At 59.4% G+C, this 13,983-nt stretch carries 12 protein-coding genes; 7 read left to right on the plus strand and 5 right to left on the minus strand.

All coding sequences use genetic code 11. The features are described from left to right. Positions 1-132 precede the first annotated feature (132 nt). The 3 genes from GGE33_RS16970 to GGE33_RS16980 are packed head-to-tail and all read left to right on the plus strand — an operon-like array spanning position 133 to position 2,700. On the plus strand, positions 133-609 hold the full coding sequence (locus GGE33_RS16970; RefSeq protein WP_394353648.1) for a hypothetical protein: 477 nt from the start codon (positions 133-135) through the stop codon (positions 607-609). Between the two features lie 4 nt (positions 610-613). After that, entirely contained in the window at positions 614-1,303 is a 690-nt protein-coding gene (locus GGE33_RS16975; protein ID WP_183825384.1) for an ABC transporter ATP-binding protein, read from the plus strand. Further along, entirely contained in the window at positions 1,300-2,700 is a 1,401-nt protein-coding gene (locus GGE33_RS16980) for an ABC transporter permease (protein ID WP_183825387.1), read from the plus strand. Before GGE33_RS16975 ends, GGE33_RS16980 begins: the two co-directional genes overlap by 4 nt. 21 nt (positions 2,701-2,721) lie before the next feature. Here the strand turns inward: GGE33_RS16980 and GGE33_RS16985 are convergent, their stop codons facing one another. The 5 genes from GGE33_RS16985 to GGE33_RS17005 form a co-directional block, all read right to left on the minus strand. Then, a complete protein-coding gene (locus GGE33_RS16985; RefSeq protein WP_183825390.1) occupies positions 2,722-3,720 on the minus strand; it encodes an ABC transporter ATP-binding protein in 999 nt (332 codons plus the stop codon). A gap of 4 nt (positions 3,721-3,724) precedes the next feature. Continuing rightward, positions 3,725-5,359, minus strand: coding sequence for a glycoside hydrolase family 43 protein (locus tag GGE33_RS16990; protein ID WP_183825393.1), 1,635 nt, complete (start codon positions 5,357-5,359; stop codon positions 3,725-3,727). 4 nt (positions 5,360-5,363) lie between these two features. Beyond that, entirely contained in the window at positions 5,364-6,194 is an 831-nt protein-coding gene (locus tag GGE33_RS16995) for a carbohydrate ABC transporter permease (RefSeq protein ID WP_183825396.1), read from the minus strand. After that, positions 6,191-7,123, minus strand: coding sequence for a carbohydrate ABC transporter permease (locus GGE33_RS17000; RefSeq protein ID WP_183825400.1), 933 nt, complete (start codon positions 7,121-7,123; stop codon positions 6,191-6,193). Before GGE33_RS17000 ends, GGE33_RS16995 begins: the two co-directional genes overlap by 4 nt. 70 nt (positions 7,124-7,193) lie before the next feature. Then, positions 7,194-8,447 (minus strand): ABC transporter substrate-binding protein, encoded by a 1,254-nt coding sequence (locus GGE33_RS17005; RefSeq protein ID WP_183825403.1) that lies wholly within the window; start codon positions 8,445-8,447, stop codon positions 7,194-7,196. A gap of 203 nt (positions 8,448-8,650) precedes the next feature. On the opposite strand from GGE33_RS17005, the gene GGE33_RS17010 reads away from it, so the two are divergent. The 4 genes from GGE33_RS17010 to GGE33_RS17025 all read left to right on the plus strand — a co-directional run bounded on the left by GGE33_RS17010 (position 8,651) and on the right by GGE33_RS17025 (position 13,978). Further along, on the plus strand, positions 8,651-9,835 hold the full coding sequence (locus GGE33_RS17010) for an AraC family transcriptional regulator (RefSeq protein ID WP_183825406.1): 1,185 nt from the start codon (positions 8,651-8,653) through the stop codon (positions 9,833-9,835). A 334-nt stretch (positions 9,836-10,169) separates the two neighbouring features. After that, positions 10,170-11,186 (plus strand): D-xylose ABC transporter substrate-binding protein, encoded by a 1,017-nt coding sequence (gene xylF, locus GGE33_RS17015; RefSeq protein ID WP_183825409.1) that lies wholly within the window; start codon positions 10,170-10,172, stop codon positions 11,184-11,186. Between the two features lie 61 nt (positions 11,187-11,247). After that, positions 11,248-12,780, plus strand: coding sequence for a xylose ABC transporter ATP-binding protein (locus GGE33_RS17020; RefSeq protein ID WP_183825412.1), 1,533 nt, complete (start codon positions 11,248-11,250; stop codon positions 12,778-12,780). A 34-nt stretch (positions 12,781-12,814) separates the two neighbouring features. Continuing rightward, a complete protein-coding gene (locus GGE33_RS17025; protein WP_183825415.1) occupies positions 12,815-13,978 on the plus strand; it encodes a sugar ABC transporter permease in 1,164 nt (387 codons plus the stop codon). Positions 13,979-13,983: the final 5 nt, after the last annotated feature.

The raw sequence follows: 13,983 nt of genomic DNA on the forward strand, positions 1-13,983 counted from the left end.
ACAATGAGGGTACGCCGCCGTGGCGTGCCCTCATCATATTTTTCCGGGTTCAACTGTCCCTGGTTTTGCCCGGCTTGCATTGTCAGCCGTCCCGCATGACGATGAGCGAATATTTCAGGAAGGAGAAAGGTCATGAAGCAGCTTAATCCGGCGCGTTTCAATCGCCGCCAGGCGCTCACCATGACACTCGGCCTCATGTCCGGCCTGCCCCTGCTCGCCGCTGCCGGCCGTGCAAGTGCCAATAGCGACATCACCTTCGACGAGCTTTACGGCAAGGTCAGCGTCCTCGGCTTGGAATTCTCCGAAAAAGTCAAGCAGCTGAATGGCAAGGACATCGCCATGCGCGGTTTCATGGCCCCACCGCTGAAAGCCGAAGCGCAGTTCTTCGTGCTCACCGAAATTCCAATGTCGATCTGCCCCTTCTGCTCGACCGATAGCGACTGGCCCGACAACATCGTCGTCGTCTATCTCGATGAAAAACAGACCTTCACCCAGCCCAGCCAGACGATCGAAGTGCGCGGCAAGCTGGAAATGGGCTCCTGGACGGATCCGGAAACCGGCTTCGTCAGTCTTCTTCGTATTCGCCAGGCCGAATACGCCACGGTTTGAAAACATGCTGTCGCTGAAAATTGAAAATCTCGCCGTCGCGTTTCCCGGCCTGACGGCACCGGTGCTCGCCATAGATCATCTCGAAATCGCAGCAGGCAGCGGTGTTGCGCTGACCGGTGGTTCCGGCTCGGGAAAAAGCACGCTCATCAACATCATTGCCGGCCTTGAACGCACGCGTGCAGGTCACGTCTTCTGGGGTGATCAAAACTTTGCGGATCTTTCCGAAGGCAGGCGCGACCGCTGGCGCTCCGCCAATATCGGCTTGGTCATGCAGGATTTTCACCTGTTTCCCGGCCTGTCGGCGCTCGACAACATTCTGCTGCCGGCACGCTTGTCGCGCGTGGCGACGGCCGATCTTGTGAAGCGCGCCCTCATGTTATTCGAAACGGTCGGCCTCAAGCGGACAGCACAACATGTCGAGACCATGTCCCGTGGCGAGATGCAGCGTGTCGCGATTGCCCGCGCGCTTCTGCGCAAGCCGGGTGTGATCATCGCCGACGAACCGACGGCCAGCCTCGATCTCGAAAGCGGCGAGGCAGTCGGTGATCTTCTTCTGTCGGTCGCTGCGGATGCCGGCTCGACCCTGATCGTCGCCAGCCATGATCAGCGCCTGGTTGAGCGGCTTGGTCGCCGCCTGTCGCTGAAGGGCGGCCAGATCGTCGGCGACACGCAGACCGGGGAGATGGCGGCATGATCAGGTTCATCCTTGCAGATCTGCGTCGCCTTTGGCTCGGCGGTGCCGTCGTGGTGCTTCTGGTGGCGCTCGCCACCGCACTCGGCGTTGCCGTCACACTTCAGGAGCGCTCGCTGCGCCTCGGCAGCGCTCGCGCTGCAGACAAGTTCGATCTGGTTGTCGGCGCCGCCGGCAGCGAAACCCAGCTTGTCCTCTCCTCCATCTTCCTGCAGGCCGCCCCTCTGCCTCTGGTCGATGGTTCTGTCTTGACCAAGCTTTCCGCCGATCCGCGCGTCGATTGGGCTGCCCCGGTCGGTTTTGGCGACAGTTTTGCCGGTTATCCGATCATCGGTACGACCACTAAACTCGTTGCGGGCACCACGCCCGGCTTTGCCGAAGGCAGGATGTTTGCCTTGGAAGGTGAAGCGGTTCTCGGCGCTGCCGTCAATCTGCCGCTCGGCGCGGAAATCAAGCCGATGCACGGCACGGCCGAGACGGGTGGCCACACCCATGCCGGCCCGGCCTATAAAGTCACTGGAAAGCTGCAACCGACCGGCACGCCTTGGGACCGCGCCATTCTTGTGCCCATTCAGGCAGTCTGGCACGTCCATGGTCTTGGCGAAGAGCACGGACACGAGGAAGAGCATCACGACGGGGATGGTCACGACCACGCCCATGAAGGCGAGGAACACCACGAGGACGGCGAAACGCATGTCGAGGGCGAGGCGGAGGAACACGCCACACCGGTCGCGGAGACACCCCCCGCGCAGCCTGCCAAACCAGCCTTCGCCCTCGGTGCAGCATCCTCCGCTCATATCGAAGAGGATCATCACGGCAGCATCGATCCGGATGCGCTGATAGTCGAAACCTTTGGTCCCTCCACGCCCGGCCTGCCGGCCATTCTCGTTAAGCCGAAAACGATTGCCGATGCCTATCGGCTGCGTCAGGAATATCGAACCGGCAGCACGCTTGGCGTCTTTCCCGGCGAAGTGCTAACGAGGCTTTATGCGACGCTCGGCGATGCCAAGATGATCCTGAGCGCGGTTGCAGCCGGCTCTCAAGGGCTCGTCGCGGCAGCACTGGTTCTGGTCACGGTCATCCATGTGGGCCAAAGGCGTCGCCAGATCGGTGCGTTGCGCGCTTTCGGTGCGCCGCGCGCCTCTGTCTTCACCATCGTCTGGCTGGAGCTTTTCCTGCTCGTCGCGCTCGGCATCGGCATCGGCTTCCTGATCGGGCTCACGGCTGCACAAATCGGCGCTCAGATGTTCGCGGCCAAAAGCGGCGTCATCCTGCCGGTCGGGTTTACGCGTGAGGATATGCGTCTGGCGCTGGTATTCCTCGGCTTCGCCGCCATTCTGGCAGCCGTGCCGGCACTGCTTGCCTATCGCCAGCCTCCGGCAACCGCCCTGCGCGCCTGATCGGCGCGCAGGATTTCGTCTTCACAGTCGCTTGCCGGCTTCGTCGAAACGATGCGTCATCTCCGGAGCGTAGGAGAGCCATATAGTCTCTCCTGCCCCATAAACCGCGTCGCCCACCGCACGGGCAATAACGATCCCAATGCCATCTATTGCAACATGCAGATAGGTGTCGCTGCCCAGCCGTTCCGAGAACTGCACGCTGCCGGAAAGAAGTCCGTCCTTGCGATCAACGTCCAGATGCTCGGGCCGGACACCAAGCGTATGCGCGCCGACCGCCGCAGCCAGCGGCCCGGTGAAGAAGTTCATCTTCGGAGAGCCGATGAAGCCGGCGACGAACAGGGTCTCCGGCTTGTTGTAGAGATCGATCGGCGCGCCGACCTGCTCGATCAGCCCCTTGTTGAGCACGACAATCTGGTCAGCCAGCGTCATGGCCTCTACCTGGTCATGGGTCACGTAGATCATCGTCGCGCCAAGCCGCTTGTGCAACTGCGCCAGTTCTACGCGCATCTGCGTGCGTAGCGCCGCATCGAGGTTCGACAGCGGTTCGTCGAACAGAAAAACCTTCGGCTGGCGCACGATGGCGCGGCCGATGGCGACACGCTGCCGCTGGCCACCGGATAGCTCCGCCGGCTTGCGTTTCAGAAGCGGCGTTAATTGCAGCACATCGGCGGCGGCTTCAACCTTCGCCTTGATTTCCGCCTTAGGAACCTTGGCCATTTTCAGCGCGAAGCCGATATTTTCGGCCACATCCATATGCGGGTAAAGCGCATAGGACTGGAAGACCATGGCAATGCCGCGTTCGGTCGGGCGTTCCTCGGTCACATCGCGCGCGTCGATGAAGATCTTTCCGTCGGTCGCATCTTCCAGCCCCGCCGTGAGGCGCAGCAAGGTCGATTTTCCGCAGCCCGACGGACCGACGAAGACGGTGAAGGAACCGTCCGGAATATGCAGCGAGGCATCCGGAATGACGGTGACCGCACCGAAAACCTTCTTGATGTTTTGATATTCGACAACGGCCATCGGATCATTCCTTGGGAAGGTTCTTGTAGGTGAAATGCGAGAAGTCGGCCGGCATCGCCAGCCCACCGAGATCGTGGGCCGCCATGCCCACAAAGGCGCCTGTAAAATTACCGATGCCTACGAAGGAGCCGGTGATCTTGCTCTGCTCGCCCTCGCCGCTTTCGTCGGAAAGCACGGAATTGTCGAGAACCGGGCCGATGCGGGTCCAGGCGCCATCCTTCATGTAGAAGAAGCGCAACGCCGCCCCGCGCACCTCGACCCGGAGGCGCACCGGGCCGTCCGGAACGGAAATCGGATTGTCCAGTCCTAGCATCGTCATGCCGTTCGGCCATTGGCCGTTGCAGTAGAAGATCTGCAGCGAACGCCCGGCCTTCTCGTCCTGGCTGACGCAGAGATAGTGATAGGCGAAGCGATTGTAGTAGGCGATCAGGCCAGCCATCTGCAGATGCGAGGTCGGATCGCAATCGACTTCCGTCTCGGCATCGTAATCGAAATCCGTCTGGCGTCGTGCAACAAGCGACTGTTCGAACCATGAGCCGACCGACTCGCGCCCGAACAGACGCAGATGGCCGAGGCGTTCCGTCAGGGAAAAAAGCCGTTCGGGATAAGGAGAACGCAGCCACTGGAAAGCCAGCGGCAATCCGCTGTCCGGGTTGAACTCATACCGCTCCGGTTCTGCCGGGAACGGATGCGCCGGCAGGTTCGGGGCCGGCACCTCGTCCTGCGGCACGAATTTTTCGCCATCCAGACGCAGCCAACCGTCATCCCCCCATACGCATTTCTGGATGGATGTCTCGCGGCCCAGAACCGAGCGGTAGAGGCCGGGCAGCGGTCGGCTGCACAGATGCACCATGTAGGTACCGCCATCCGGCGTCTCGACGAAATCGCCGTGCCCGCCGCGCTGCAGCGTTGCATCCGGGTGGAAGCGTGAAGTGACGACATGGGTGTCGGGATGCAGTTCGTAAGGGCCGGTCAGATTGCGCGAACGCGCCATCGTCACGGCGTGGCTATACCCCGTGCCGCCTTCGGCGACGATCAGGTAATACCAGCCGTCACGCTTGTAGAGATGCGGCCCTTCCGAAAGACCGAGCGGCGAGCCCTTGAAGATGTTGGAGATAGGCCCGACCAGCTTCTTCTCGACCGGATCATATTCCTGCAGCACGATGCCGCCGAAGCGGGATGGACGTCCGCGATGATCCCAAAGCAGGTTCACGTGCCATTTGCGGCCATCGTCATCATGAAAGAGCGACGGATCGAAACCGGAAGAATTCAGATAGACCGGATCCGACCACGGACCTTCGATCGAAGGCGCGGTGACCACATAGTTATGCGCATCCTTGAACGAGCCGCTCTTGCGCTTCACATCCGTATAGACCAGCCAGAACAGACCGTCGGAATATGTGAGGCATGGTGCCCAGATGCCGCAGCTGTCGGGATCGCCGCGCATGTCGAGCTGCGAGGCCCGGTTGAGCGGCCGCGTAACCAGACGCCAGTTCACGAGATCGCGCGAATGATGGATCTGCACGCCCGGATACCATTCGAAGGTCGAAACGGCGATGTAGTAATCGTCGCCGGCGCGGCAGATCGAAGGGTCGGCATTGAAGCCGGGCAGGATCGGGTTTCGGATTACGGGTGTCATGAGGTCATCCTTTCACGGAGCCGCGGGTGAGACCGGCTACGATGTATTTCTGGGTGAAGGTGAAGAAGATCAGCGCCGGCAGGATGGTCAGCGACACGAAGGCGAGGATGCGGTTCCACTCGACCATGAACTCGCCGCGATAGCGCATGATGCCGAGCGGCCAGGTGTAGCCAGCGCTGTCGTTGATCACGACCAGAGGCAGAAGATAGTTGTTCCAGCTCTGGACGAAGACGAAGGTGCCGACTGTGGCAAGGATCGGCGTCGACAGCGGCAGAGTGAATCGGAAGAAGAAGCCGATATAACCGCAGCCATCCACATAGGCGGCCTCGAACAGTTCCTTCGGCAATTGCTGGAAGAAACTGCGCAGAAGCACGATCGCAAAAGCCATCGAGAAAGCCGTCTGGGGCAGGATCACACCGAGCGGATTGTCCAGCAGGCCGAAATTGCGGATCTGCAGGAAGAGCGGCACGATCGCCGTGGCAAACGGGAACATCAGCCCCAGCAGCAGATAGGCCTGGATATATTTCGAGCCGAAGAAATGGATCTGCGCGAAGATATAGGCTGCCATCGAGGCCAGCATCAGGGTGAGAAACACCGCCGAAAACGAGATGATCAGCGAGTTCTGGATATAACCCCAGAAGACCGGTCCACCGAGAATATCCGTATAGGTCTCAAAGCGCCAAACGGGCGGCAGGCCAAAGGGGGAGGCCCTCAGTTCGCCGACCGATTTGAAACCGCCGAGAAAGGTTGCGATGAGCGGCACGATGACCAGCGCTGCGACGATCGAGAGCACTGCGGCGCGGACAAGCGCCAGGAAAAAGCCTGGGCGGTTCATAATGCGCCTCCTTTACCCATGGCAAGGCGCCGGTAGCTGAAAGCGGTCACCATGCAGAGAATGAACAGGACGACACCGACGGCAGCGCCATAACCGACATTCAGCTGCGCGAGCCCATAGGTGTAGAGATAGCTGACGATCGAATGGGTGGAGTTCGACGGGCCGCCATTGGTGAGCGGAATGATGATGTCGAAGACCTGCAGCGCACCGACGATCGCGAAGAACGCGGAAAGCTTGATCGCATGCATGATCAGCGGCAGCTTGACGTAGAATACCTTCTGCCAGCGCCCCGCGCCGTCGATCTCGGCGGCTTCAAGCAAATCTTCAGGCACGGCCTGGAGCGCCGCGATGAAGATCATCATGTGGTAGCCGAAATATTTCCACACCACGACGGTTATGATCGCCAGGAAGGCGAATTGCCGGTCGGCGAGGATATAGAAAGGCTCGATCCCGAGTGCGGTGGCGATCTGGCCGGATACCCCGAAGTCACCATCGAAAATGAAGCTCCAGATCACACCGGAGGCGATCTCGGCGAGAATATAGGGGGCGAAGAAGATCAGCCGGAACGCCGTGTTGATCGAAGTCTTCTTGTAGATGAGCAGAGCCAGGGTAAGGGCCAGCGGAATCTGGATGAACAGCGACGCCAGGATCAGCTTTACCGAATTCCACAAGGACTGGTGAAAGACAGAATGGTTGGCAAGCCGCTGATAGTTCTGCGTGCCGACAAAATTGTCGATCGCGCCGTAACCGCTCCACTTGAAGAAGCTGAGATTGGCGGCGTTGAAGATCGGCCAGATGACGAAAAGGGTGAACAGCACCAGAGCCGGCGGCAGAAACAGCAGGAGAGCGGTGAGCTTCCCCTGTCTATGCATGCGCGCAATGCGCGCCGCCGGGCTCAGCTGTGGGCGTGAGCCGGTCATGGTCGTCATGTCATTCCTCGATATGTCCGGTGTTGGGTGAGGCGCGGCGAGTGTTCGCCACGCCCACTTCTGGCTAGGCTCAGCGCATTTCGCGTGCTTCTTCCACGAGCGCTGCAGCTTCTTCCGGCGAGATATCGCCAGTGACGATCTGGGCTGCAGCGTCGTTCAAGGCCGCACCGACGCTCGCCCCGAGCATCTGGTCGAGATAGAGCTGGTGATGTGGTGCCTTGGAAAGGCCTTCAGCGATCCGGCGCAGACGCGGATCAGCAATGCCGGACTGGGCATCTGTGCCGATCGGCAGCCAGATCTTCAGGCGACCGCCTTCGGTCTGGTTCTTGTTGTTGGTCAGGAATTTGAGGAAATCGACAGTCGATTTACCCGCATCCTTGGTGACCAGCCAGCCGTTGACGCCGCCGAACGTGTCGGCCGGATCGCCCTTGCCGCCGTCAACTGCCGGGAAGGTGATGAAGTCGAGGTCGTCTCCAAGCCCCTTGCCCGAGGCGGAATTCTGCGCCTGTGCGCCGACCAGGAAGTTTCCGGCCAGATAAAACGCTCCCTTGCCGTCACCGAACAGGCCAGCCGCCTTGGGCTGAGTCGTATCCATGTAACCTGGCTGGAACGGTTTCAGATCGGCCAATTGCTTCAGCGCTTCGCCGGCCTGAACGAAAGCCGGATTGTTAAAGCCTTCGTTCTCGCCCTTATCTGCCGCGGCTACGCCATCGGTCCCCGCGATACGGGCAGCGAGCTGGCCATAAAAGAGAGCGATCGGCCACTTGTCCTTGCCGCCCACGACGATCGGCACGATGCCGGCGCCCTGGATTTTCTTGGAAGCGGCAAGCAGGTCTTCCCAGTTCTTGATCGCCTTGGGATCGACACCGGCTTTTTCGACAAGCGCCTTGTTGTACCAAAGCACGACGCTCGCGGCATACATCGGCACGCCATAGAGCTTGCCATCATGGCTCATCGACTGGATGCCGGAGGGCGAATAGTTCTTGCGGTCCGCATCCGTGAAGTCCGCCGAAATATCCTTCAGCACGCCGGCCTTGGCCTGTTCATAGAACACACCGCCGGTCCAGGTGAAAAAGGCGTCAGGACGTGCGGAAGACTGCAGCAGGGTCGGCAGCTTGGATTTGAACGACGTGTCGTCGAGAAAGTCGAACTGCACCTTTGTGCCCGGATTTGCAGCCTCATATGCCTTCGCGACATCGAGATAATATTGCCGTCCTTCCGGAACATTCGGCTCGATCGCCAGCATGCGGACGTCATCGGCCAACGCCGAGCCAGCCAGGGTCAATCCCAGGACCGTAGCGGCCCCGAGGCGAAATGATTTCATGACAATTTCCTCCAATAAGCCTGGCAGATGACGCCAGATCCCTCCGAGCCGAGGCTCCACCCCCGGTTCATTCTCGGAGCCTAGACCATGCGGTTTTGCACCCCCCGTTATAATTTTTAACAGTCTTGATGAATGCGAAGGTTTTTCTTGCAAACGGCGCCAAGTTGATAGCGTTGAGGAATCGGGGTCTGACGGAGGAGAAGATGACCGCGAAAAAACGCAACGAGTTTCAGGTCGCACTGCTTTTCAAGGCACGCGGAAGTTACGGGCGGGAGATCATCGCAGGCGTCTGCGATTATGTGAAATCGACGCGTGCCGTCTGGGACATGCTGCTGCACGAGGATTTTCGTGACAGCGTTGCAGGGATTGCTGATTGGTCGGGAAACGGCATCATCGCGGATTTCGACGATCCCGATTTCGTCAAGGCGCTGTCGGAAGTGTCGATACCGGTTATCGGCGTCGGCGGCTCCTATCACCGGGACACCGATTATCCCCGCAACTTCCCCTACGTGGCGACGGATAACGAAAAGCTGGTCACGGAAGCCTATACCCATCTCGTCGATATGGGCCTGCCGCGCTTTGCGTTTTACGGGCTGCCGGAGACCCGTTCATATCGCTGGTCGGAAGAACGCGAGAAAGCCTATCTGAAGCTCTGCGCGCGGGATCGTGCCAAGCCGGAAGTTTTCAAGGGTCAAGGTACATTCGGGCCGGACTGGGACGACATCCTTGCCGATGTGATCGCATGGCTGAAAGGCCTGCCGAAGCCGATCGGTGTGATCGCCGTGACAGACTCCCGTGCGCGCCACATCCTGCAGGCCTGCATTCTCGCGGATATCGCGGTTCCTGAGCAGGTCTCGATCGTCGGTATCGACGACGACCCGCTGCTGCGCATGCTCACACGTATTCCGATCAGCTCCGTGCGGCAGGGGACCCGCATCATGGGGCGCACGGCCGCCGCGATGCTGCACCGCAGGCTGATCGGCGCCACATTGGATGAGACCCGTGTAATCGTCCCGCCGGAAGGTTTGAATGCTCAAATGTCTTCCCGTTACCAGCCGATCTACGACCCTTACGTGATGCGGGCGCGTCATTATATTCGCCAGTTCGCCGGCCAGGGGATCAAGGTGGCGCAGGTCGCCGCCTATGTCGGCGTCTCCCGAACGACGCTGGAGACTCATTTCCGCCGCACCTTCGGTTACACAGTTCACGACGACATGCTCGCCTATCGGCTGCAGCTTGCGCAGGAGATGCTCGGCGACGAGAGCCTGCCTCTGGAACGTGTCGCGGAACTCAGCGGCTTCAACAACAGCCAGTATATGCACACGGTCTTCAAGCGCGAGCTGGGCTGCAGCCCACGCGAATATCAGCGAAACAGTTTCACCCGCTAGGCTGCTGATCGGGTTATGCCCGCACGGAGCGGGCTTCCCGATGAGGCCAAAACCTGCCATTTCTTAAGCCTTTTCGTACCTCAACTGCGACAAATTGTCGCAGTTGAGGTACGTGCATCAAAACCGCTTCCCAACCCGTGGGAACAGCCGTATCAAATACACCAAGAGGAGGTAACTGCCGCATCTTCGCGGAATGGTTACGACGTGGCGGCAGCCACGATAGGAGGCAACAACCACATACTGGCATCTTGCATGGGTCTGTGGGCTGCATGCTCGGGGAGCATGGGCGTTGGGAGCGTGCCGGTCTCGGCCGCATCATAGAGGAGGTAAGTTCATGAAGAAATTTCTTTTGTTGACGACTGCAGCACTTGGTTTCGCGGCAGGCACCTTTGCCGGCATCAGCACTGCGGCCGCATCACCCGACAAACCGGTCATCGGTTTCTCGATCGACGATCTGCGCGTCGAACGGTGGGGGCGTGACCGTGACTATTTCATCCAGGCAGCTGAAGGGCTGGGCGCCAAGGTCAGCGTCCAGTCTGCGGATGGAAATGAGGAAAAGCAGGTCAAGCAGGTTGAAAACCTGATCGCCCAAGGCGTTGACGCGATCGTCATCGTGCCGATGAACTCCAAGGTTTTCGACGCGGTTGTCGCAGATGCCAAGGCATCCGGTATCAAGGTCCTGTCCTATGACCGCCTGATCCTCAATGCCGATATCGACGCCTATATTTCCTTCGACAACGAGCGCGTCGGTTTCATGCAGGCCGAAAACGTTCTGAAGGTGAAGCCGGAAGGCAATTATTACCTGCTTGGTGGCTCTCCAACCGACAATAACGCCAAATATCTGCGTGCCGGGCAGGAAAAGGCCCTTAAGGCAGCAGTAGATTCCGGGAAGGTAAAGATCGTCGGCTCGCAGTGGGTCAAGGAATGGAGCCCGACCGAAGCGCTTTCGATCATGGAAAACGCGCTGACGGCCGCCGATAACAAGATTGATGCCGTGGTCGCCTCCAATGATGGTACGGCAGGTGGTGCAATCCAGGCGCTTGCCGCCCAAGGCCTTGCCGGCAAGACTGCCGTTTCCGGGCAGGATTCCGACCTTGCCGCCGTCAAGCGGCTGCTCGACGGAACCCAGACGGTCACCGTCTACAAGCCGCTGAAGCTGATCGCCTCCGAAGCTGCAAAACTTACGGTACAGCTGGTTAAGGGTGAAAAGCCGGCATTCACCTCGAAAATCAACAACGGGACCAAGGATGTGGACACCCTGTTGCTGACGCCGACCGCCGTCACCAAGGAAAATATCGACATCTATGTGAAGGATGGGTTCTACACCAAGGAACAGATCGGCCTGAAGTAAACGAGCGAACGGCCCCGGGACATCAACCGGTTCCGGGGCCTTCAAGCATTACGAGGGTACGATGAGTGAATTTCTTCTCGAAATGAAGAACATCTCCAAGAGCTTTTCCGGTGTGAAGGCTCTGGATGGGATTCATCTTCAGGTCCGCCGTGGGGAATGTGTCGGCCTGTGCGGTGAAAATGGGGCCGGCAAATCGACGCTGATGAAGGTCCTGTCCGCAGTCTATCCCTATGGCACCTGGGAAGGCGAAATCCTATGGGAGGGGCACGAACTGAAGGCCTCGTCCATCCGCGAAACGGAAAAGGCGGGCATCGCCATCATCCACCAGGAATTGATGATGGTTCCGCATCTGTCTGTTGCGGAAAACATCTTCCTTGGGTCCGAAATCAGCAATCACGGTTTTCTCGACTATGATGCGATGAACGCTCGGGCGCAGGAATTGCTCGCCAAGTTGAATGTCCATGACATCAATCCGGCGCTGCCCGTTCTCAACTATTCCGGCGGCAAGCAGCAGCTCATCGAGATCGCCAAGGCGCTCAACAAGGACGCCAAGCTGCTGATCCTCGATGAGCCCACATCGGCACTGACCGCAACCGAAATCCGAACCCTGCTCGATCTGATCAAGAGTTTGAAGGCCGGAGGTCTCGCTTGTGTCTACATTTCTCACAAGCTCGAGGAAGTGGCCGAGATTTCCGACACCGTCACCGTCATTCGCGACGGCACACATATCGCCACACGTCCGATCAGCGAGCTGACGACGGCCAACATCGTGACGATGATGGTCGGCCGGGAGATGAAGAACCTCTATCCCAAGGAAGAGCATGCGATCGGCGAAGTCGTTCTCGAGGCCCACAATGTCTCCTGCTGGGATGTCACCAATCCCGACCGGAAGGTGGTCGACGATGTTTCCTTCCAGATCCGCAAGGGTGAAATCTTGGGCATAGCGGGATTGGTCGGCGCCGGTCGGACCGAACTGGTCTCAACGCTATTCGGCGCTTATGCCGGCAGCCACAAGGGAAGTGTCCATCTCGACGGGCGCGAGATCACGATCCGTTCGCCGCGCGATGCCGTCAAGGCCGGGATCTGCATGGTGCCGGAAGATCGCAAGCGAAGCGGCATTCTTCCGATCATCGGCGTCGGACATAACATGACGATCTCAGTGCTCAGCCGTTTTGCCGCTTTCGGGCTTATCGACGAGCATGAGGAGCTTGCCCAGATCCAGGCGGAAATCCTGCGTCTAAAGATCAAGACGGCCGATCCGATGCTGCCCATTGCCTCCCTTTCCGGCGGCAACCAGCAAAAGGCGGTGCTTTCCAAAATGATGCTGCCCGATCCGCGCATACTCATCCTCGACGAACCGACCCGTGGCGTCGATGTCGGCGCAAAATACGAAATCTACAAACTGATCTTCGCGCTAGCCAAGGCCGGGGTGGCGGTTCTGATGGTGTCGTCTGAACTGACCGAAGTTCTGGGGATATCCGACCGTGTCCTTGTGATCGGGGAAGGCCGGCTGCGCGGCGATTTCGTCAATGACAACCTGACCCAGGAACACGTGCTGGCTGCGGCTTTGGGCCAGTCCACGCAGATGGCCTGAATTTGCGGTTACCGCTGTAGAAGGCGCTTTAAACATGGCGAATGTAAATCTTCGAAAATTCCTTTCCGAAAACAAGATTGTAGCCCTGCTGATCGTGGTCGGCCTGATCTGGGCTCTGTTTGGATATCTCACCTATAATGCCGATACGGGTGTCTCAGGCTTCCTGACCGCGCGTAACTTCTCCAACCTGCTGCGCCAGATGGCGATCACCGGGATATTGGCGGCCGCGATGGTCTTCGTCATCGTGGCGGGCGAAATCGATCTTTCCGTAGGCTCCCTGCTTGGCCTTCTGGGCGGTATCGCAGCCATTCTTGATGCGGTGTATGGCTGGCCCTTGGCCGGCACGATCTCCTTCGTTCTGCTTGCCGGCGCGGCCCTTGGCCTGATGAACGGCTGGTTGACGGCCTATCTCGGTATTCCTTCCTTCATCGTCACTCTAGGCGGGCAGCTTGCCTTTCGAGGGGCGGTACTGGGCCTGACCGGCGGCATCACCATCGCCCCCGTTTCTCCCAGCCTGCGCTATATCGGCCAGGGCTATCTTCCCGGCTGGCTCGGCAACGGATGCGCCGTTCTGCTCTTCCTTGTCCTGCTTGTCATGGCATTCAGGACGCGCCGCAAACGGCTGCAGCATAACCTGCAAGTGCCGACCCCGGTGATGGAAGCGGTCAAGCTCGTCGTCATCGGCCTGTTCATCCTCGGCTTCGTGCTGGTGTTGAATTCCTATCAGGGCATTCCAGTCCCCGTCCTGATGCTGCTCTTCGTGCTGGGCATCTTCACAATTATCGCCAAGGGAACAGTATTCGGCCGCTATATCTATGCCGTCGGCTCGAATTCCGAAGCCACGCGTCTCTCCGGCGTCAACGTCAATCTGGTCAAGATGGTGGTGTTCGGCCTGATGGGCCTGATGGCGGCACTGGCCGGGATCACGACAACGGCACGCCTCGCCGCTGGTACGCCATCGGCCGGTTTCGGCGGCGAGCTGGATGCAATCGCGTCCTGCTTCATCGGCGGCACCTCGATGCGCGGCGGTGTGGGTTCCGTCATCGGTGCGCTTGTCGGTGCATTGATCATGGCCAGCCTCGACAATGGCATGTCCATGCTCGGCGTCGATACGTTCTGGCAGCAGATCATCAAGGGCATCATCCTTGTCATCGCTGTCTATCTCGACATCATTTCCTCGGGCGTGAAGCGCCTCTGAGCGCT

Source organism: Aliirhizobium cellulosilyticum (assembly GCF_014198105.1).
GTDB lineage: Bacteria > Pseudomonadota > Alphaproteobacteria > Rhizobiales > Rhizobiaceae > Neorhizobium > Neorhizobium cellulosilyticum.

What these genes read in the sequence shown, in the direction of transcription:
- GGE33_RS17020 (WP_183825412.1), top strand. Translation starts at nt 11,248, where the DNA reads ATGAGTGAATTTCTTCTCGAAATGAAGAACATCTCCAAGAGCTTTTCC.
- GGE33_RS16980 (WP_183825387.1), top strand. Translation starts at nt 1,300, where the DNA reads ATGATCAGGTTCATCCTTGCAGATCTGCGTCGCCTTTGGCTCGGCGGT.
- GGE33_RS16970 (WP_394353648.1), top strand. Translation starts at nt 133, where the DNA reads ATGAAGCAGCTTAATCCGGCGCGTTTCAATCGCCGCCAGGCGCTCACC.
- GGE33_RS16990 (WP_183825393.1), bottom strand. Translation starts at nt 5,359, where the DNA reads ATGACACCCGTAATCCGAAACCCGATCCTGCCCGGCTTCAATGCCGAC.
- GGE33_RS17025 (WP_183825415.1), top strand. Translation starts at nt 12,815, where the DNA reads ATGGCGAATGTAAATCTTCGAAAATTCCTTTCCGAAAACAAGATTGTA.
- xylF (WP_183825409.1), top strand. Translation starts at nt 10,170, where the DNA reads ATGAAGAAATTTCTTTTGTTGACGACTGCAGCACTTGGTTTCGCGGCA.
- GGE33_RS17000 (WP_183825400.1), bottom strand. Translation starts at nt 7,123, where the DNA reads ATGACGACCATGACCGGCTCACGCCCACAGCTGAGCCCGGCGGCGCGC.
- GGE33_RS17010 (WP_183825406.1), top strand. Translation starts at nt 8,651, where the DNA reads ATGACCGCGAAAAAACGCAACGAGTTTCAGGTCGCACTGCTTTTCAAG.
- GGE33_RS16985 (WP_183825390.1), bottom strand. Translation starts at nt 3,720, where the DNA reads ATGGCCGTTGTCGAATATCAAAACATCAAGAAGGTTTTCGGTGCGGTC.
- GGE33_RS16995 (WP_183825396.1), bottom strand. Translation starts at nt 6,194, where the DNA reads ATGAACCGCCCAGGCTTTTTCCTGGCGCTTGTCCGCGCCGCAGTGCTC.
- GGE33_RS17005 (WP_183825403.1), bottom strand. Translation starts at nt 8,447, where the DNA reads ATGAAATCATTTCGCCTCGGGGCCGCTACGGTCCTGGGATTGACCCTG.
- GGE33_RS16975 (WP_183825384.1), top strand. Translation starts at nt 614, where the DNA reads ATGCTGTCGCTGAAAATTGAAAATCTCGCCGTCGCGTTTCCCGGCCTG.